Annotated in this window: 13 protein-coding genes; 3 read left to right on the top strand and 10 right to left on the bottom strand. The window is 61.7% G+C overall.

What is annotated here, in order from left to right:
• Positions 1–134 precede the first annotated feature (134 nt).
• Positions 135–1,286, bottom strand: coding sequence for a phosphotransferase (locus ACOOHD_RS16830; RefSeq protein ID WP_420459037.1), 1,152 nt, complete (start codon positions 1,284–1,286; stop codon positions 135–137).
• Between the two features lie 163 nt (positions 1,287–1,449).
• Here ACOOHD_RS16830 and ACOOHD_RS16825 point away from each other — a divergent pair, with 163 nt between their 5' ends.
• Positions 1,450–2,259, top strand: coding sequence for an NAD-dependent epimerase/dehydratase family protein (locus tag ACOOHD_RS16825; RefSeq protein WP_420459036.1), 810 nt, complete (start codon positions 1,450–1,452; stop codon positions 2,257–2,259).
• 39 nt (positions 2,260–2,298) lie between these two features.
• Entirely contained in the window at positions 2,299–3,579 is a 1,281-nt protein-coding gene (locus ACOOHD_RS16820; RefSeq protein ID WP_420459035.1) for a T9SS type A sorting domain-containing protein, read from the top strand.
• Here the strand turns inward: ACOOHD_RS16820 and rny are convergent.
• Genes rny through pheT form a run of 4 tightly spaced genes read right to left on the bottom strand, consistent with a single transcriptional unit; the run spans position 3,576 to position 8,353 of the window.
• Positions 3,576–5,246, bottom strand: coding sequence for a ribonuclease Y (rny, locus tag ACOOHD_RS16815; protein ID WP_420459034.1), 1,671 nt, complete (start codon positions 5,244–5,246; stop codon positions 3,576–3,578). The genes ACOOHD_RS16820 and rny overlap by 4 nt on opposite strands.
• Positions 5,247–5,277: 31 nt before the next feature.
• The gene (locus ACOOHD_RS16810; RefSeq protein ID WP_420459033.1) at positions 5,278–5,580 is read right to left on the bottom strand and encodes a cell division protein ZapA; all 303 of its coding nucleotides are present in this window, start codon (positions 5,578–5,580) and stop codon (positions 5,278–5,280) included.
• A gap of 3 nt (positions 5,581–5,583) precedes the next feature.
• On the bottom strand, positions 5,584–5,889 hold the full coding sequence (locus ACOOHD_RS16805) for a hypothetical protein (protein WP_420459032.1): 306 nt from the start codon (positions 5,887–5,889) through the stop codon (positions 5,584–5,586).
• A 31-nt stretch (positions 5,890–5,920) separates the two neighbouring features.
• Complete coding sequence (gene pheT, locus ACOOHD_RS16800; RefSeq protein ID WP_420459031.1) at positions 5,921–8,353, bottom strand: phenylalanine--tRNA ligase subunit beta; 2,433 nt, start codon at positions 8,351–8,353, stop codon at positions 5,921–5,923.
• A 159-nt stretch (positions 8,354–8,512) separates the two neighbouring features.
• Between pheT and ACOOHD_RS16795 the strand changes: the two genes are divergently transcribed.
• A complete protein-coding gene (locus ACOOHD_RS16795; protein ID WP_420459030.1) occupies positions 8,513–9,265 on the top strand; it encodes a T9SS type A sorting domain-containing protein in 753 nt (250 codons plus the stop codon).
• A 3-nt stretch (positions 9,266–9,268) separates the two neighbouring features.
• Here ACOOHD_RS16795 and ACOOHD_RS16790 read toward each other — a convergent pair whose 3' ends face one another.
• The 5 genes from ACOOHD_RS16790 to ACOOHD_RS16770 all read right to left on the bottom strand — a co-directional run bounded on the left by ACOOHD_RS16790 (position 9,269) and on the right by ACOOHD_RS16770 (position 19,050).
• The gene (locus tag ACOOHD_RS16790; RefSeq protein ID WP_420459029.1) at positions 9,269–10,024 is read right to left on the bottom strand and encodes a tetratricopeptide repeat protein; all 756 of its coding nucleotides are present in this window, start codon (positions 10,022–10,024) and stop codon (positions 9,269–9,271) included.
• A 72-nt stretch (positions 10,025–10,096) separates the two neighbouring features.
• Positions 10,097–11,155, bottom strand: coding sequence for a pyruvate dehydrogenase (acetyl-transferring) E1 component subunit alpha (pdhA, locus tag ACOOHD_RS16785; protein ID WP_420459028.1), 1,059 nt, complete (start codon positions 11,153–11,155; stop codon positions 10,097–10,099).
• Positions 11,156–11,276: 121 nt separating this feature from the next.
• Positions 11,277–14,483: a VPS10 domain-containing protein gene (locus tag ACOOHD_RS16780; protein WP_420459027.1), complete on the bottom strand. Its 3,207-nt coding sequence runs from the start codon at positions 14,481–14,483 to the stop codon at positions 11,277–11,279.
• Positions 14,484–14,569: 86 nt separating this feature from the next.
• Positions 14,570–15,823, bottom strand: a complete 1,254-nt coding sequence (locus ACOOHD_RS16775) for a mandelate racemase/muconate lactonizing enzyme family protein (RefSeq protein WP_420459026.1) — start codon at positions 15,821–15,823, stop codon at positions 14,570–14,572.
• On the bottom strand, positions 15,820–19,050 hold the full coding sequence (locus ACOOHD_RS16770) for a VCBS repeat-containing protein (protein ID WP_420459025.1): 3,231 nt from the start codon (positions 19,048–19,050) through the stop codon (positions 15,820–15,822). The genes ACOOHD_RS16775 and ACOOHD_RS16770 overlap by 4 nt, the downstream gene beginning before the upstream one ends.
• Positions 19,051–19,278 lie beyond the last annotated feature (228 nt).

Genomic DNA, 19,278 nt, shown 5'->3' with positions numbered 1-19,278 from the left:
TACAGTAAAACAGGGGCGGGGTCCCGATAGCTATCGGGAGTGCAAGCTAATTCGTGCGAATACCAAGCCAGCCGCTCGCATCCGCCAATGTGGCACCAAACTTGAATAACGGACTGACACCCCAGACGGTTGTCCTACACCAGCCCCGCCCGCGCCCGATCCAGCATCCGGCCGCGTTCGTCGAGCGTCAGGGAGAGCGGTAGTTGGGCAATGCCGATGATGCGCCGGATGATCTCTACGTAACAAAACTGCCGCGCTAGCCCCGCATCGAAGCCCACCGGTTTGGCGTAATCGGTGTCGATCTGTAAAATGCGCTTCTCACTGGCGCGGCTCATCAATAGGTGGGCCATCAGCACGCCGATGTCGAACTCCGGACGGCCTAGGTGGGCGAACTCAGCATCGATCACGTACACCCCATCATCGGTTTCCAGAAAACTGCCCGGGTAGAAATCACCGTGGATCAACGTGGTGCCAGTAGCCAGGTAGCGCCGGCCCAGGTCGGTCACTACGCGGCGAAGTTTTTCATCGTGCTGGAAGGGCTGGGCCACCTTGGCCAGTCCGGGGTGGATGGCATCGAGCGGAAAGCCGTTGTCCGGCCGCAGGGGCAGGTCGAACACGTGCGCGTGGTTGAGCGCCTTGAGGGCTGTGTTGGCGGGAAAGCCCGGGGGGTGGAACTGGTGCAACTTCCCGGCGTACTCGAGCAGGGTGGCTAGCTGACCGCGACTCATGCCCTCTCCGTCGGTATAGATAGTGCTCAGGTCCGTGGCGTCCTCCCCCAGGTCCTCCAGCAGTAGTACGTAGTTGGTGGCATCGGACTTGAGCAGCTCGGGCATCTTACCGGTCAGAAAGCGATCGCCGGCGATGGCCCGCTGGAAATCACGTTCGATGAGCACACGCTCCACCGGAGCGTCCAGTTGGGGAAATTTGGCTACCCACGGCCGGCTCTGTTTGAGCACGAAGTGCCGCCGGCTGGTCACTACCCGTAGCGTGACGTTCATATTGCCCTCGCCGGCCGCCCCCACCTCCATGATTTCCTCCCCACTGATTAGGTAGCCCTGCTGCTGGAGGTAGTCGCCTACCCCGTCCGCATCCTCGGCGGTAAGATAAAACGTACTGCCCGTGGCGGCGGTAAAGCGGTCTGCCAGTTCGTTCATGCGCATTGGTTCGTAGAGGGCACAAGGTAGAGCCAAAAAAAGAGCCCCGGCGATGATCGCCAGGACTCCCGAAACAGGTTGCAAAAAAGGAAAGGAGAGCCAGTTGCCCTCCTCCCGTAAATACTCACTCAAAACATGTAGTTCTATCCGGATTGCTGCCTCCGATTGCTTCACAAATTTACGACTTTCCTCCCAAATACACAAGCAAAATGATTCAAATTATCCGTTTTTTCCGCTGGTGTAATCATAAAGATTATACATTGGAGACAAGTGTCAGCTATTGTACTTTTAGGCCATGGAGCCACGCAAAACGATCGCCATTTTGGGTGCCGGCTGGCTAGGTATGCCCCTGGTACATGCCCTCGCTCACCGGGGTCATGCCGTACGGGCCAGTTGCCGCCGGGAAGCTATCCGCGGTCAGCTGATCGACTCTGGGGCCGACCCCTACCCCATCGATCTGCCGGCGCTAAGCGGACCACTCGAAGCTTTCCTCCGGGACTGTAGCGCACTGGTCGTGACGTTGCCCCCGGGTGGGCGGCGCCTGGGGGAAGAGGCAATCACTACCTATCTGGCAGCGCTGGCCCCACTGGCCGACTTTCTGACCGACGAGCTGCATCTCGTGTACACCAGCAGTACGGGTGTCTACGGGCGGGCGGCGGAGGGTAGGGTTACCGAGGCAACTACCCCCGCCCCGGATACCCACTCCGCCCGGGCCGTGCTAGCCGCCGAGCGGTGGCTGAGTGACCGGGCCGCGCGGCTTACGGTCCTTCGCCTGGCTGGACTGTTCGGCCCCGGTCGCGATCCGGCTAGTTTTTTCGCCTGTGGGCGGACAGTAGCTCAGGGGGATGCCCCGGTTAACATGATTCACCAGGCTGATGCCGTGGCCGCCATCGTGCACGTTATCACTACCGGAGCGACCGGTACCTTCAACGTCTGTGCGGCGACCCATCCGACAAAACGCACCTTTTACGGTATTTTGTCGCAACGGGCGGGCCGCGATGCCCCCATCTTTACGGCCGGTGGAGCTGCGGGCAAGATCGTGGATTCTACCGCCCTGCGTACCTTGGGCTGGATACCCCGGTACGACGACCTTAGCCTCTCCTAGGCTCCCCATCAGCTACTTTCTTCCCCTTCTACAACGCCAATGAAACAGTTCGCCTCCCTCGCCTTCTTCCTACTGCTTTGCACCTGCGGCCCCGCCATCACATCCGCACAGCAGCAGGCTCCTGGCTTTACCATTACGTGTGGTAATGACGGGGATACCACCTTTGTGCAGGACTTCCCGGTGGAGTTTCGCCAGCAGAACCGGCCGCTGACGGCGGAATTTATTTTTGAGTTCACGGATAGCGTGCCGGAGGAGGCCAGGATTGCCATCCGCTTCGCCGGTAACGTATGGGGTTCCTTTCTTCAATCCGCCGTACCCATCAACGTAGCCGTCGACTGGCGCGACCGGGGAGACGAGCGGCTGCTAGCCAGTGCCGGACCTACTACACTTTTCGCAGACTTCACGGGAGCCCCGGATAGCAGCGTGTGGTATGTCGGTGCGTTGGTCGAGGCTCTGACCGGCCAGAACCAGAACGACACGATGCCGGATATCAACGTGGTGGTTAATAGCACCGCCAACTGGGCCTACAACGTGACCGGGCCGATCTCGCGGGCGCGCACCGATATGGCCACCGTGATGATCCACGAGCTGGGCCACGGGCTGGGTTTTTTGAGCAGTATTCGGGTAGATAGCACCATCGACACAACTGCCAATATTGGTTTCCTGGGTGATGACGGGCTGGATCGCTTCATCGTTTACGACAAGTTTTTGGAGACACCGCCGGGCCTCCGCCTCGTGGATACGGTAGAGTTCGGGCCTGCGGGCATCAGCTCCACCGGCCGTTTCACGGCCATCATCAGCCAGCTTGACTGGGCGGGCGACAGTGGGGTAGCTAAGAACGGGGGAGAACTGGTGCCGCTTTTTGCCCCCTCTACCTTCGACGTGGGTAGCAGCGTGAGCCATACGGATGAGAGTGCCTTCCTACGGGGCACCCCTAATGCACTCATGACCCCACAGATCGCCAACGGCGAAGTAATTCGGGAACCCGGGCAGGTAAACCTGGGTATTTTCTTCGATATGGGCTGGCCCCTGAATTTCGATGCTACCATAGTCTCCACCGGCAACCCTACCCTCCTTGCCGACCGACTCGGCATCTACCCCAACCCGACGGCTAGCTCCTTCGTCCTTCCCCTCGGTGAGGTGCGCAACCCCACCACAGCGGTACTTTTCGACGCCGCCGGCCGCCAGGCACGCCGCATGAACATCGAAAACGCCGGGGCGCAGGTGACTTTCAGCGTAGAGGGGCTGGCCACCGGCGTGTATAATTTGTTCGTGCCGGACGGCGACCGGGCCTTCACCAGCCGCGTCGTGGTACGTTAGCGGGCGTAGGCCACCGAGCGGGTCTCACGAATCACCATTACCTTGATCTGCCCGGGGTACTGCATGGTTTCCTGGATCTCCTGGCTGATCTTGAAGCTTAGTTCGTCGGCGTGCTGGTCGCTCACCTTGTCGGCCTCGACGAGGACGCGCAGTTCGCGGCCGGCCTGCATGGCGAAGGCGGAGTTAACCCCCTCGTTCTTTTTGGCAATGTCCTCCAGTTCCTTGATACGGGTGATGTAGCCCTCCAGAATCTCGCGGCGGGCACCGGGGCGGGCCCCACTGATGGCATCGCAGGCCTGTACGATGGGCGAGATGATATTGTTCATCTCGATCTCATCGTGGTGGGCACCGATGGCGTTGACCACGATGGGGTTCTCGTTGAGCTTTTCGGCTAGCTGCATGCCGTAGAGGGCGTGGCTGAGCTCGTTGTCCTCGTCGGCGACCTTGCCGATGTCGTGGAGCAGGCCGGCGCGCTTGGCGAGTTTGACCTGCTTCTTGTTCAGTCCCATTTCGGCGGCCATGACGGCACAGAGGTGGGCGGTTTCTACACTGTGCTTGAGCAAGTTTTGCCCGTAGCTGGAGCGGTAGCGCATGCGGCCCACCATGCGGATGAGCTCGGCGGGCAGTCCGTGGATATCGAGCTCGATGACCGTCTTCTGGCCGATCTCCTTGATGCCATCTTCCAATTCCTTGCGCGTCTTAGCGACGACCTCCTCGATGCGGGCGGGGTGGATGCGGCCGTCGCTCACCAGGCGCTTCAGCGACAGGCGGGCTACCTCGCGGCGGATGGGGTCGAAGCTGGAGATGACGATGGTCTCCGGGGTATCGTCGACGACCAGTTCGGCACCGGTAGCGGCCTCGATGGCACGGATATTACGGCCCTCGCGGCCAATGATCTGCCCCTTGACGCTGTCGCTATCGAGGCTGAAGACCGAGACGGTATTCTCGATGGTCATCTCGGCGCACATGCGTTGGATGGTATTGATGACCACCTTGCGGGCGTCCTTGGCGGCGTCTTCCTTGGCTTCTACGAGGAGCTCGCGGCGTAGGCTCATGGCGTCGGTCTCGGCCTTAGCGCGTACCTCTTCCAGCAGGCGCTGTTTGGCCTCGGACTGGCTGAGGCTCGCGATCTTCTCGAGCTCCTGGGTGAAGCGGTCGTGCTGGGTATCGAGTTCGGTCTGTTTTTCGCGGGTGCGTTCGATCTCCTCCTCGAGCTGGGCCTTGCGGGACTGGATCTCTTCCTCCCGTTGCTGGAAGCTTTCCTTGGCCCTGAGAATCTCGTCGAGATCGGCCTTAAAGCTGGCCCGCTCCTCCTTCATGCTGGCCTGCTCTTCCTTGAGGGCCTCCCGCTTTTCGCGGAGTTCTACGAGTTCCTCGGCTTTTTCCTGCTTGAACTCCTCCTTATAGCGGGCAAATTTCTCGCGACTCTCGGCGATCTTCTGCTTCTTGAAGGCCTCCTGCTTGTCCTTGTACTCGGCAAAGGTCTGCTCGGCCCTCAGTTTGGCGTCGGCAAGCTCTTTTTCGGCCTGGAGGCGGGCGTCAGCCAGCAGTCTTTCGGCTTCCTGCTGGTGCGACTGGTCCTGGGCCTTGGCCTTGCCGCCGGAGATGAAATAGGCGACGGTAGCGCCTACGAGGAGCCCGATGACGAGCCCGATGATGATTTCCATGGTGTAGCTTACGTTATAAAGGGTAAGAGCGCTAGCCGAGCATCCCCTCCACCATCTTGTCCAGTTGGGCCAGGCGCTTGCTGAGCGCATCGTCGCTGCCGCTATCGGCCTGCTCGCGGGCACTGCGCAGCTCGCTAGCGTAGGTCAGCAGCGTCATTACCAGACAGTCCTGCTTATCGCGGTCGCGGTACTTGATCTGAAAGTCGTTGAAGCGGTCGTTGATCTCGCCCACCAGTGCGCGCAGGCCCTTTTCCTCGCCTTCCGTGACGCGGATGGGATAGGGGCGGCCGGCGATGACGACAGTAATGGGTTTATTGTCCGGGGCGTTGGCCATGACTTAGTTACGGTGGAGCCAGTCGAGGCAGCGGTCGATCTCCTCGAGGCAGTAGGCGATGGTTTCGCGCTGCTGGGTGGTATCGGCCGCGGCCGGCGGAGCGGTAGGGATTGGCTGGGAGGTAGTGGAGGTAGCTCGGGCTAGCTTATCCTGTAGTGCGGTGACCATCCCCTGCTGGCGGTCGAGCTCCCCCTGTAGGCGCTCGTTGTCGGCGACCACGGCCCGGTACTGCGCCCGCTGGCGCTCTACCTGGGCGGTGAGTTGCCGCAGTTTTAGTTCGATGCCGTCCAGTTGGGATGCCGGTGTCATTACGGGTAGTCTAGCGGGGTGAAGGTAGGCATTAACGGCGAACCTCGGCCCCCAGTTGTTTGACCAGCGACTGCTCGATGGACCGCATGGCCCGGTCCACCTCCTTATCCTGGAGGGTACGCTCGGTGCTGCCGAAGACAAAGCTCACAGCGTAACTCTTACGGCCCGCCCCGAGCTGCTCCTCATTGCGGTACACGTCGAAGAGGTCGACGGCGGTAAGTAGGTTTTTCTCCGCCTTGCGGGCCAGGCGCTCCACCTCGGCGAAGGTCACCGAGCCGTCGAGCACGAGGGCCAGGTCGCGGCGCACCGTGGGGTAGCGACCGGGCGTGACGACCGGTACGGGCTTTTTGGGCAGGACGCGCAGGACGTTATCCCAGTTGAATTCGGCGTAGAACACGGGGACTTTGATGTCTCCTGCCCGCAACTTTGCACCTGCGACCCCGCCCAAATCCACAAGTTCCAGCGGGCCCTGGTGGTAGCGCAGGCCGTAGGCAAAGTCTGGTGCGGGAGCCTCCGCCGTGCGGTAATGGTCTACGCCGAGGCGCTGCAGCACGAGCTCGACGGCCGCCTTGAGGGTGTAGAAGGTGGCGTCCGAATTGTTGTCATTTGCCGTGTGCCAGGACTCCGGCTGGCGGCGGCCGGTCAGGGTAAGGCTGAGGTGGTTAACCTCGCGGTAGCCTCCTTCGGCGTCCTGGTGGTAGCTGCGCCCGAACTCGAAGAGCCGCAGGTCGCGCTGGCTAAATGCCTGGTTGCGGCGCACAGCCTCCAGGGCGGACAGCAGCAGATCGGGCCGCATGATGTCGAGGTGGACGTTGCTGGTGTTGTTGATCCCGACCAGGCCCGTGCGCTCGGCGTAGTACCGACTTTCGGACAGGCTCAGGGCCATCATTTCTAGAAATCCGTTGGCGGCAAGCAAATCACCGATGAGCTCACGCAGGGCGTTAGGATCGGGATACGGGGCTACGACCATGACCGTGGCGATCGAGTCAGGCTCCGGAATCTTGTTGAATCCGTACACACGCAGCAGCTCCTCGATCACGTCCACCTCCCGCGTCACGTCCACCTTATTGGTCGGTACGGCCACCGTGAACTGCTGCTCGTCGCTGTGCACGATGTCCATATCCATACTCTGCAGAATGGTGTGGATGCGCTCGCGGCCCAGGTCCACGCCGATCAGCTCGGTGACGCGGCGGTAGCGTACGTCCACCTGCAGTGGCATTACGGGATGGGGGTAAAGGTCCAGGATATCACCGGCCGCCCGGCCACCGGCTACCTCCTGCAGTAGCAGGGCAGCCCGCTCCAGGGCATAGACGCAGATGTTGGGGTCGCTTCCCTTTTCGAAAATGCGCGCCGCATCCGTCCGCAGGGTATGGCGCATACTGGAGCGCCGCGTGGTACCGGGGTCGAAGTGGGCCGATTCGAGGAAGATGCGGGTCGTGGTTTCGGTCACGCCGCTATCCGCCCCCCCGAACACGCCGGCGATACACATAGGCCGGTGGTTGCCGTCACAGATCATAAGGTCGTCGTCGGAAAGTGCGCGATCTACCCCGTCGAGCGACTTAAACACGGTGCCCGCCGGCAGTTTTTCTACGATAATCCGGCCGCCGCCGATTTTATCCAGGTCGAAGGCGTGCAGGGGTTGTCCGAGCTCGTGCAGCACGAAATTGGTCACATCCACCACATTATTGATGGGGCGTACGCCTACGGCTAATAGCCGATTGCGGAGCCAGTCGGGGCTGGGAGCAATAGTCAGATTTTCGATCACTAAACCAGCATAACGTGGCGCCTGCGTCGGATCAACCACCTGGGCGGGGAACGCAGGTGCGGAGCCGGTGGTAAAGGCGGAGGTATCGGGACGGTGCACCGTGACCCGTTCGCCGGCTTCTACACTCAGTGCCGCGGCCAGATCGAAGGCAACCCCAAGGTGGCTGGTGGCGTCGGAGCGGTTGGGGGTGAGGCCGATCTCGTAGACATGGTCGGTTTCCAACGCGTATACTGCGGCGGCAGGCGTGCCGGGGGCGTAGGGACGATCAAGGACAATGATACCGGCGTGGTCACTGCCCAGCCCGAGCTCGTCCTCGGCGCAGATCATACCCTCGCTTACCTCACCCCGAATCTTGCCCTTCTTGATGGTGAGTGGATCGCCGCCGGTGGGGTATAATGTAGTGCCTACGGTGGCGACGAGGACGTGCTGACCGGCGGCTACGTTGGGGGCTCCGCAAACAATCGTAACGGGCTGTTCCTGGCCGATAGCAACGGTAGTCAGGGAAAGGCGGTCGGCCCCCGGGTGCTTACCGCAGCTAAGTACGTGACCCACTACCACTCCCTCCAGGCCGCCGGGTATGGACTCTACTCTATCTATGCCCTCTACCTCCAGTCCGGTACCGGTGAGCACCTCGCCGATGCCCTCCGGGGGCAGCTCCAGGTCGAGGTACTGGCGTAGCCAGTTGAGTGATACTTTCATAGGCGGGCAAAGGTAGGGAAGTTAATGAATGTTAAAATCTGCGCCGCACGGAGAAAAAGACCTCCCCGGGGGATTATTATTGGGATGGTGCTAACCTTGCCCGACCCCTACCGTTGCTATGAAACACCCCGCTTTACGCCACCTGCCTATATGAGAACTGTGTACCTACTGCTTGCCGTCCTCCTCGTATCCTGCCTCCGGGCGCAGGAAGGCGGCGTACTGCGCGTGGAACCGGCAGAAATCACCAAGGAGGTCACGGTAGATAATCTGGAGGAGAACTTTGAGGATGTCACCTCCGTGGTGGTGACCAACAACTCGGGCCGCAGCATACAATTGGTGCGCCAGCGCGTGCGCCGCAGCCAGCCCGCCGCCTGGAGTTACCGCGCCATGGATCGCCTGAGCCGTACTACCCCCTACGTGATGACCGCTAGCGAGCAGGAGACCGGGCGCTTTATTCCCCTGGCTCCCGGCCAATCGGCTACCTTCTACGTCGTGCTCCGGCCGGATGGGGTGGCGGGTAGCGGCAGCACGGAGTTACGGTTCTCGGATCAAACCGTACCGGGGGCTACGCTCGCTACCGCCCGGGTGAATACGGTGGTGCGGCAGCGCGCTGCCCCGGTGAACGGTGCGCAACAGGAGCTACCCAGTCAGACCCCGATTACGGCGGTGCGGCTGTACCCTAATCCGGCCACGGAGCGCTTTTTCGTAGAAACTCCCCGTGGTACCACCATTGGGCGCATCGAGTTGACTAACACGCTGGGGCGGCAGATGATGAGTTTCGACGGGCCGGCCGATAGTAGCGGCTACGATATTCGTAAGCTACCGGATGGCTTATACCTGGTATCGATCTACGACAGCAGTGGCAAGAAGATCAAGACGCTGCGGTTGCTGCACCGGCAGTTCGGTGCCTAATCGCTACTGAAGCTCCAGGGCGGCGATGTACTTATCGGCCTGGGCGGCTTCGGTACTGAGACTGTAATCGGCCTTAAGGCGGCGGAAGGCGGCTAGGGCGTCGTCCGTACGGCCCTCCTTGCGCAGCAGCAGACCGAGTTTATTGAGATAGTAGCCCCCCGTGACGTAGTTTTCACCGGACGCCTCTACGGCCTCCTGGTAAGCGGCAGTGGCACCGTCGAAGTCGTTGAGTTCGCTGAGCAGGTCACCGCGTACGCCGGCCTTCATGGCGGGCATCAGTTCGCCGTCGGCGTCGAAGTCGTTGAGGTAATCGAGGGCGGCGTCGTATTTACCTAGGTTAAGGTAGCTGACGGCGATGTAGTAATTGGCCAGGTTGCCGGCATCGGTACTGCCGTACTGCTCGGCGATGTCGAGAAAGCCGGGGTAACCCTGACCGGGATTCGTAAGGGCCAGGCTAAAGCTGTCCTGCTCGAACTGGTACTGTGCCTGCTGCATCTGCTCGGCGGCCTCCCGCTCGGCGGGGGCCTTGATGAAGGTCTGGTACAGCAGGGCACCGGCTACGATAGCAATCAGGCCGACTACGGCGCCGATGATGATCGTGCGGTTGCGCTCGAAAAAGTCCAGCCCCTGGTCGCGCACCTCTACGATGTCGACGAGGGTATCGTCTTCCTCGATGCGGATCTGGTTCGTATCGCCTGCTTTCTTGCGTCCGCCCCGGGGGGTGCCGGTGGGGCGACGGCCGATGTTATTCTTTGCCATATCTGATGTAGCTTCTTGTTCGCCTGCGTTAGTGGGGGTCGAAAAAGTCGCGCAAAGATAGGGCTTTTGGTATTAGGTCAAGAAGGGATAAGGCTGCGAGTAGTTATCGGCATAAAGTTCGGCACCATCCGGTAGCGGGCTCTCCTCGGCGAACTTAGCAGCCTCTGCGATCTCGTCCTTGATTTGGTTCTTGATGGCCTTGATCTCCTCGGCAGTGGCGATAGTATTGTCGACGATGGTGCGCTCGGTGACCTTGATGGGGTCGCGGTCCTGGTAGCTCTTCACCTCATCCTTCTCGCGGTAGCGGGCGGGGTCGGAGACGGAGTGCCCCTTGTAGCGGTAGGTCTTGATCTCCAGGTAGTAGGGCCCCTTACCGGAGCGGATGTGCTCGGCGGCGCGGCTAACGGCTTCGTGAACGGCTTCGGGATTCATGCCATCGACACTCTCACTGGGCATGTCGAAACTGGCACCGAGCTGGCTCAGGTCGGTCACGTTGCTGGTGCGCTGTACGCTGGTACCCATGGCGTACCCGTTGTTCTCACAGATGTACAGCGCTGGTACCTTCCAGGTCATGGCCATGTTCCAGCTTTCCCAGAGGGCGCCCTGACGGGCGGCTCCGTCGCCAAACATGACTACGCAGAGGTTATTCGTCTTGCGGTACTTCTCGGCGAAGGCGATACCGGTGCCGATGGGTATCTGCGCCCCCACGATGCCGTTGCCCCCGAAGTACTTGTTCTCCCGGCTAAAAAAGTGCATACTGCCTCCCTTGCCCTTCACAATACCGGTGCGCTTACCGTAGAGTTCGGCCATGGCCTCCTTCGTACTTACGCCGCGACCGATGGCCGTGCCGTGCTGGCGGTAGGCGGTCACGATGCCATCACCCTCGATCAGGGCGCTTTCGATGCCGGCGGCTACGGCCTCCTGTCCGATGTATACGTGACAAAAGCCCCGCACGTCCTGCTGCCCGTAGGCCATTAGGGCTCGCTCTTCAAAGCGGCGGATGCGTAGCATGAGGGTGTACCAACTGAGGTACTGCTCCTTGCTGTACTTAGTTCCCTTGGTGGCCCCTTTCTTCTTGGCGGTCGTAGAAGGGCTGGACGGAGTGGCGATTTCTTTCTGGGCTGTATCCATGCTAGAAGAGCGGAATTTCGCTAATTACGTAAACTTTACCTAGTAAATATAGGCTAGGGCCGGTGATTCTCGGATCGGTCCATTATAACCCCACGGTGGGGGGATGGTTTAGGCATCGTACTTATTGACGGGGAGCGGCACCGATGATGTAGGGGGCACCGGCCTCGCGCAGCTCCTGCTGTAGCGCGGGGATCGTCTCATCCCGCATCCGTTCGATGCGGGGCATAAGATCGGCTAGTTGATCGGCGGCTATCCGCAAACTCTGCCGGTGATTACCGGTGGGACCGTAGGTGGTGGTCAGCCCCCGGTAGCCGGAGGAGAAGTGATCGCTCACCGCCGGCGGGTTGCGTTCGCCAATTTCGTTCCGGCTTGGACTCCCATTCACGCGCCGTTCTAAGTCGGCGAACTCCTGCCGCAGCTGGTAGAGCTTGCCACTGAGGGTCCCCGGAGCGATGGCCGCCCGTTGCAGGGCGGTCTCCATGGTCATTAGCGTCTCGTCGGTCTCATCCATAAATTCCTGCACGGCCGCTAACCGGTCCTGTACCGTCTTCACCTCGCGCCGGTAGGCCTGGTATTCCCGCGGGTCGGGGCCCGCTACGGTGGGCTCGTGCAGTGCCTTGACGCGGAAAGTCACCGGTCCGGCCAGTTCGCTGACCTCTCCCCGCTCCTGCTTAGACAGACGGACGGTATAGCTACCCGGCGCTACTAGGGGTCCGGCCGACCACCGCCCCCCGCTGTCGTCACCCGCCTGCCCCGGAGCTAGTGCCCGCGTGGAGGGGTAACGCAAATCCCAGGCAGTACGGTGAATACCCGCAGTCGTTTCTCCCTTCACCTTGCGCACTACCTCACCGTCCTCGTCGTACACGGTAAGCCAAACGATCGGAACGGTCTGCTGGGTCTCAGCGTCCAGCGCGTCGTAGCCCGGGAAGGCTACGTCCTCACCGGCCTCTGTCAGCTCTTTCTCCTTTTCCTGGCGAGCCTTGGCTAGGCTTTCGAAGCCCTCCTTCAGGTGATAGGTAAAAACCGCCCCAAAGGCAGGGTTTTCGGCTGCGTACTGGTCGGCTCCTACCCCCGGATCGTTATCGCGTGGACTGTACCACCAGGCGTCCCGCGTAGCGAAAAGGTGTGCGCCTTTTTCCATTGTCTCCTCACTCATTTCGCGCAAGGGGCCGTAGTCATCCAAAATCCAAAAACTGCGGCCGAAACTCGCCCCTACCAGGTCGTGCTCCCTCTCCTGGATGGCAAGATCGCGGAAGGGAATGGTGGGCGTGCCGTCCAGCTTCTTCCACTCCTCGCCGCCATTCAGGGAGGTATAAATGCCGTTTTCAGTACCGATGAAGAGCAGCTCCGGCTTCTCGAAGTCCTGGACCAGGCGCCAGATCAGGGTCCGGTCGGTTAGACTGCCGCCGAGGTCGGTCCAGCTGCGGCCCAGGTCGGTGCTTTTGAATAGGTAGGGGGCGTAGTCGCCCTCCTTGTGATTATCGAGCGAAACGTACACCGTGCCCGCCTCGAAGCGGTCGGCCTTCACATCGTTGATGAAGGCCCGCTCGGGTACGCCGGGCATGCTGCTCACCATGATCTTGCGCCAGCTTTCGCCGCCGTTCTCGCTCACCTGTAGGATACCGTCGTCGGTGCCGGCCCACAGGAGTCCTTCCTGTACGGGGGATTCGGACAGGGAGGTGATGGTATTGTAGTTAGACATGGCGCGCACGTCCCAGGGGTTGTCCCAGCTCTGTACTCCACCCATGATGGGTAGGGCCAGGCGTTCCTCGTTGCGGGTGAGGTCGCCACTGACGGGCTGCCAGTCGTCGCCGCGGTTGTCGCTACGCCATACGCGGTAGCTGGCGAAGTAGAGGCGGGCGGGGTCGTGGGGGCTCACCACGATCGGTGCGTCCCAGTTGAAGCGCTCGTGTGGGTCGCCGGCGCGGGGCTGCGGCTGCACGAGGACGGGCTCCCCGGTCTTGAGGTCTACCCGGTGCAGGCCGCCCTGCTGCGTTTCGGCGTAGATGATGTCGGGGTTGCCGGGTTCGGTGGCCGACTGGTGGCCGTCGGCGAACAGCGTTTTGTACCAGTCGCCGTTGCGGATTCCGCTCTCGCTGTCGGTACGGCTGGGGCCACCGTGACTGCCATTATCCTGGGTGCCGCCGAAGATGTGGTAGAAGGGTTTGCGGTCGTCGACGGCTACCTTATAGTACTGGGTGATGGGCATGTTATCGATGAAGCGCCAGTTCTCCGCCAGGTCGAAGCTTTCGTAGAGCCCGGCGTCGGTGCCGACGAGGAGGTAGTCGGGGTCGTCCTGGCGGAACACCAGGGCGTGGTTATCGCTGTGCTTGCGCTCCTCCTGCATCTCGCGGAAATTTTTACCGCCGTCATCACTCACCAGCACGCGTACGGCCATCAGGTAGAGCCGGTCGAAGGCGTGGGGGCTGGCGTAGAGCTCCTGGTAGTAATGCGGACCGGTACCTCCCGGCACCGCGTCACTCATCTTGGTCCAGCTGGCCCCCTGATTGGCGGAGCGGAAGACGCCACCCTTGGTGCGATCCAGGGTGATGGTGGCGTAGACGACGTCGGGGTCCTGTGGACTGATAGCCAGGCCGATCTTACCCATGTTCGACTCGGGCAGTCCGGTGGTGAGTTCCTCCCAGCTTTCGCCGCCGTCGCGACTGCGGTGGATGCCGGAGCCGGGGCCACCGCCGAGGTAGGCGGCCACGGTACGGTGGCGCTGCCAGGTGGCGGCGTAGAGCACGTCGGGATTGCGGGGGTCAATGAGCAGGTCGGTCACCCCGGTCCAGGCATCGTCGCCCAGGGTGCGCTGCCAGCTTTTACCGCCATCGGTACTTTTGTAGCACCCGCGCTGCCCGCCCTCACTCCACAGGGGACCCTGTGCCGCTACCCAGATCACGTCGGGATTATCGGGGTGGACGATGATCTTGGAGATGTGCTCCGACTCCTTCAGCCCCATATTTTTCCAGTGCTTGCCGGCATCGTCGCTGCGGTAGATACCGTCGCCGAAGCCGATGTGCCGGCCGCCCACATTCTCCCCCGTGCCTACCCATACGGTAGCCGGGTTGGTGGGGTCCACGGTGATGCAGCCGGTGGAGTAGGAGGGCTGGTCGTCGAAGATCGGCTCCCAGGTGACCCCGGCGTTCTTCGTTTTCCACACGCCGCCGGAGGCTACGGCTACGTACCAGGTATTCTCGTGCTTGGGGTCTACGGCGATGTCGGCGATGCGGCCGGCCACGAAGGCGGGACCGACGTTGCGCAGGGGTAGCCCCTTGAGCGTTTCGGGAGCCTCCTGGGCGACTGCGGAGAGACAGAGGAGAAGCATACAGGCAGGTAGTAGAGCTTTTAACATGCGGGTACTTTTGCTGGAAAATACGACACCCGTAAGGAACGCACTAATCTGATGCAGGCTCAGGCGGTGACGAGCGCGTGCCGGCGGATGAAGTCCGGCTCCACCACGACTCCCGCCCCCGGTCCGGTCGGCACCTTCAGCGTACCGTCCGTCACCGTCATCGAGCTGGTCGGGCAGTCGTAGGGCAGCTCCCGGGTGTTTTCCTTGAACTCGTGGTAGGGACCGGCATTCTCCAGCGCGCTCACGAAGTGGGCCATGTACAGAAAGCCCAGTCCCGAGCCGGAGATGTGCGGCACGCAGATCTTACCTGCCGCCGCGGCCATCCGGGCCACCCGCATGCTACGGATCATACCGCCGTAGTAGAAGATATCCGGCTGCACCACGTCCAGCACCCCCTCCCCGATCAGGTAGCGGAAGTTGTAGAAACTGGGCTCCTGCTCCCCCCCGGCCAGGGGCACGGCGAACTGACCGGCGATGTCCTTTAGTTCCTGGTAACGGTCGAAAGCGATGGGCTCCTCGTAGAAGCCGTAGTTATACTCGGCCATCAGTCGGCCGATCCGCACCGCCTCCTCGGGCTCGTAACCCCCGTTGGCGTCGGCGTAGATCGTCATGTCATCACCGAAGGCCTTACGCACCATCGGGATCAGTCGCTCGGACCGCCCCACCGGCTCCTCGGGATCGAGCATTCGCCCGGCGACTTTGAATTTGACGGCCCGGGCTCCGGTACGCTCCACGGTCTCCTGGATGTTGTCCAGGCTCTCCTCCGCGCTTCGGCCCCGGTTGTTGTTGGCCTGGTACACGGCGATTTGGGGCTGGTAGATCCGGTCGGAGAGGAGCTCGCCGATGGGCTTGTCGACAAGTTTACCCAGCAGGTCCAGGATCGCGAATTCCACCGTAGCCAGCGGCACCCACAGTGCCAGACTTTGTAGCTTGTAGTTGCTCATGTGGGTGTACACCCCGTCGATCAACGCATCCAGGTCGCGGGCGTCCTTGCCCTCGAAGTAGGGATTGATGCGTAGTACCTGGATGGGATAGAGGTACACCATCTGATAGTTGTTGCTCACGCTGAGGCCCTCGGCTCCGTCGGTGGTGCGTACCCGGCAGAGGAAGTTGTCCTCGTAGCGCAGCAGCTCTACGGATTCGATGGTGACCGGATCGGAGAAGAGTTCGCGGCGGAGGACGGGGCGGGAGGCGGCGGCGTCTAGGTCGGGGTAGCCAGGCAGGGGGCGGGGTCGCGGGTGCAACGAAGAGTGCCCGGCGGCGAGCGTGGGGAGTAGCAGCGGACTGGCGGCGAGTAGCTGGCGACGGGTCATTGGTTGGGTGGCGTGGGTGGTCGGGCAAGATACGGTACGACCGGCCCGTCGTTAATGCCCACCAGCACCGTATCCCCCACGGCAACTATGGAGCGGGCATCCCCCCGTACTGACCAGTAGTCAGGCAGCACCTCCGGCTCCCCCCGCCCGTCTAGGGTAAGCGCAAAGCCCGTCCCCGCATCGAGGCGTCCCCCGCTCACCTCCATCGCATAGTCATTCTGGACCACGAGCAGCCCGGCCCGGCCGTCCGCTAGCGTACCGGGCACGGCCGCCTGCACCGGAGCCACCTGACCCGCCGTAGGTAGAAAATGCGCCGTGAACCGCCCCGATCCGTCGTTCTCCAGCCAGACCGAGCGAAACTCCCGGGCCGCTAGCTCAACTCCACCCTCACCCACCGGCGGCAGGTTGCGCTCGGTCCACCCACCGTAGCTGGCGTAGTCGGGGATCTGTCGTTTGAGTCCGGGTAGTTGCCGGGCCAGGGTATTGCGGGGGTGCACGGGGTAGGCCATTTCGCCACTGTAGGCGGTGACAATGGGGTCCAGGGCCCCGTTGCGGTCATAATCATCGGCGCGTACGCGGAGGGGGCGGTCCACCGTAGCTCGGTAGTAAGTGTTTAGCCCCACGTTACCCGCCAGCAGGTCGGTGTCGCCGTCGCCGTCCAGGTCGTTCGGGGTCAGGCTGTACCACCAGCCGGTCAGGTTTTCGTCGCCGGGTTGCCGGACCAGCCGCCCCCCCTCGTTCAGCAAAACCACCAAATCGGTGTATTCTCCCACCACGGCCAGATCGGGCTGCCCATCGCCGTTCAGGTCCTCCCAGACCGCCCCGGTCACCATGCCCAGGTCTAGGCTATCGGCTACGGTAAAGCTTCCCCCCTCATTGCGCAGTAGGTACGACATGGGTCCCCGTGGGTAATCCCCCGGCCGCAGCCGCGCACCTACGAATAGATCTTGATCTCCGTCCCCCTCCAGGTCCGCCGTAGCTACTGCTCCAGTCACCACGCTCAGGTCGGGAAGTGCCCTCTCGGCTAGCCGGTAATTCCCCGCCTCATTGATGTATAGTTGATCGCGCAGTAGCTCCTCCCGCCCTACAAATTCACTGCTGCCGTTGCCGACGTACAGGTCCAGGTCGGTATCGCCGTCTATATCCACTAGTAGCAGCCGCGTAGCCTCGCCCGCCTCCGTTTCGCTCAGCGTTTGCACCTGCGTCCCCGCCCGTAAGTCATGAATGCTGACGGCCTGGCCCGCCGCCCCACCGAAGAAGAGCAGCCGGCCATCGGTAGCCAGGGCAGGACCGGCGTGGGAGTTATCGCGTAGGGCCAGGGCGTACCGATCAAAATCTGTATAGTCGGACTCGCGATGTACTGGTAGACCGGGTACCTCCACGGGCTGCAACACTTCCGTTGAAGTAGCAAAAAAAGCATCCACCCTGGGCGGGGCCGCAGGTGCAACGGAGGTGGCGTGGGAAACGGTCAGTACCTGATCTACCGGAAGGTTACTGCGCTCAGTAGTACGCCCGTCGGGCCAGATGACCAGCAGCCAGTCGATGGTAGTGTGCCTGCCCAGACCGAAGTGCAGCGTGCTGCCGAGCGTAGACAGGTAGCCGCGCTGCCGCTGTTGCTCGGTGAATAGGCTCAGGGTATCCGTGCGGAGGTACACCCGGGTACCCAGGCCATCGGGGTTGCCCGCCGGTCCCTCCAGTTGGATCTGTAGGAAGTGGGTGGAATCGGGTTGCTGCTCGCGGCTGAGGTTGCGGTACAGACCGGCGGGCTCGTTGATGTTGTTGGTGACGAGGTCGAGGTCGCCGTCGAGGTCGTAGTCGAGGTAGACCGCGCCGTTGGAGTAGGTGGGGTCGGCAGGTAGCCAGCCACTGCGCTCGAAGGTGAGGTCGCCGCGGTTACGGAAGAGGTAGTTGGGCTTGTGTACGCCGTCTACCTCGGCCAGCGCGGCCTTCACGCGCTGCAACTGAATCTCTTCGGTGCCAAACTGGGTGGCCTGCGCACTGAAGTCCATAAAGTCTCGGTTGGTGATGTCCTTCGGATAGCCATTGGAAACGAAGAGGTCGCGCAGTCCATCGTTATCAAAGTCTGCCAGCAGGGGGGTCCAGCTCCAGTCGGTGTCGGCGGTGCCGGCCAGCAGGGCGATGTCGGAAAAGGTGCCGTTGCCGTTATTGAGCTGGAGGGTATTGCGCAGGTACTGAGTGTTGTAGCCACCGCGGGCCTCCTCCCCGTGCTGCCGGAAGGGGATGTCGCCGATCATCGTTTTGCGGCGTAGGTTATCGTCGGGGAGCATATCGACGGTGACGATCTCGGACTGGCCATCGTTGTTGAGGTCGGCGATGTCGACGCCCATGGTGTTTTTAGACTGGTGAGCCATACGGCGGGTGATCTCGTCGCGTAGCTGTCCCTGCTGGTTGATAAGCAAGAAGTCATTGGACATGAAGTCGTTGCCTACGTAGAGATCGGGGTAGCCGTCGGCGTTGAAGTCCTGCACGCCTACGCCGAGCCCCCAGCCCTCGGTACGGATTTGGTCAGTGAGGCGAAAGGCAAGGTCACCGCCCGCCGGACTTATGTTTTCGTAGAGCCGGTCGACGCTCTTGCCCCGGCCCAGGGTATCGGTGCCCTTGGCCACGGTGCGGGGATAGCTTTCTAGACTATTATTAAGGACGTAGACGTCGAGGTCGCCGTCACGGTCGTAATCCAGAAAGGCGGCCTGGGTGCCGTAGCCGGGGTCGGCTAGCCCGACTTCCTGGGCTACTTCCCGGAAGGTGGGGATACTATCGGACCCCCGGGGGCCGTCGTTAAGAAATAGCAAGTTGGGGCTAGGGGTGTCATCATCTGGATCGAGCACGGAGAGGTACAGGTCTTCGTAGCCGTTGCCGTCCAGGTCGGTGACCGCTACGCCGGCTACCCAAACCGAGGTGGTGAGCCCGGCTGGTAGGGTCACATCGCGAAAGGTATGGTCGGGTTGTTGCAGGTAAAGCGCTCCGGAGACCAGGTTGCCGCTAAAGTAGAGGTCGGATAGTCCGTTGCGGTCGAAGTCCCCCACCCCGATGCCGCCGCCGTTGTAGAGGTACTCGTAGAGGAGGATGTTGATGGTGTCGTTTTCGGGGATGGTGTTTACGAAGGTGAGGCCGGTCTGTGTGGGGTCAAGCTGCTCGAAGCGGCTGCCACTCGGCCGGTCGCAGGCTAGCTGGGTGAGTAGAGAGAGTACGAATAGGAAGCGTAACATCGAGAGACGAAGGTAGAAACTACGGGGTCCATCCTTGGAGTGGTGTCTCTAACTATTTGTGGGAATCGTACTTCTCGCTAGCGGAATTCAGAAATCGTCGTACATTTCAGAGCCCTTAGCGGGGTGGATGAAAGTTGCGGCAGGCCGGCAGGCCGGGTAAGTTCTGTCCTCATTAGTATATTGAAACCAATTGATCTATGCAAAGAAGATGCTACCAAGGCGTAAGCC

The organism is Neolewinella sp., from assembly GCF_965214665.1.
GTDB lineage: Bacteria > Bacteroidota > Bacteroidia > Chitinophagales > Saprospiraceae > Neolewinella.
The sequence above is the reverse complement of the archived record's forward strand: the minus strand, read 5'-3'. Positions and strand labels throughout refer to the sequence as shown.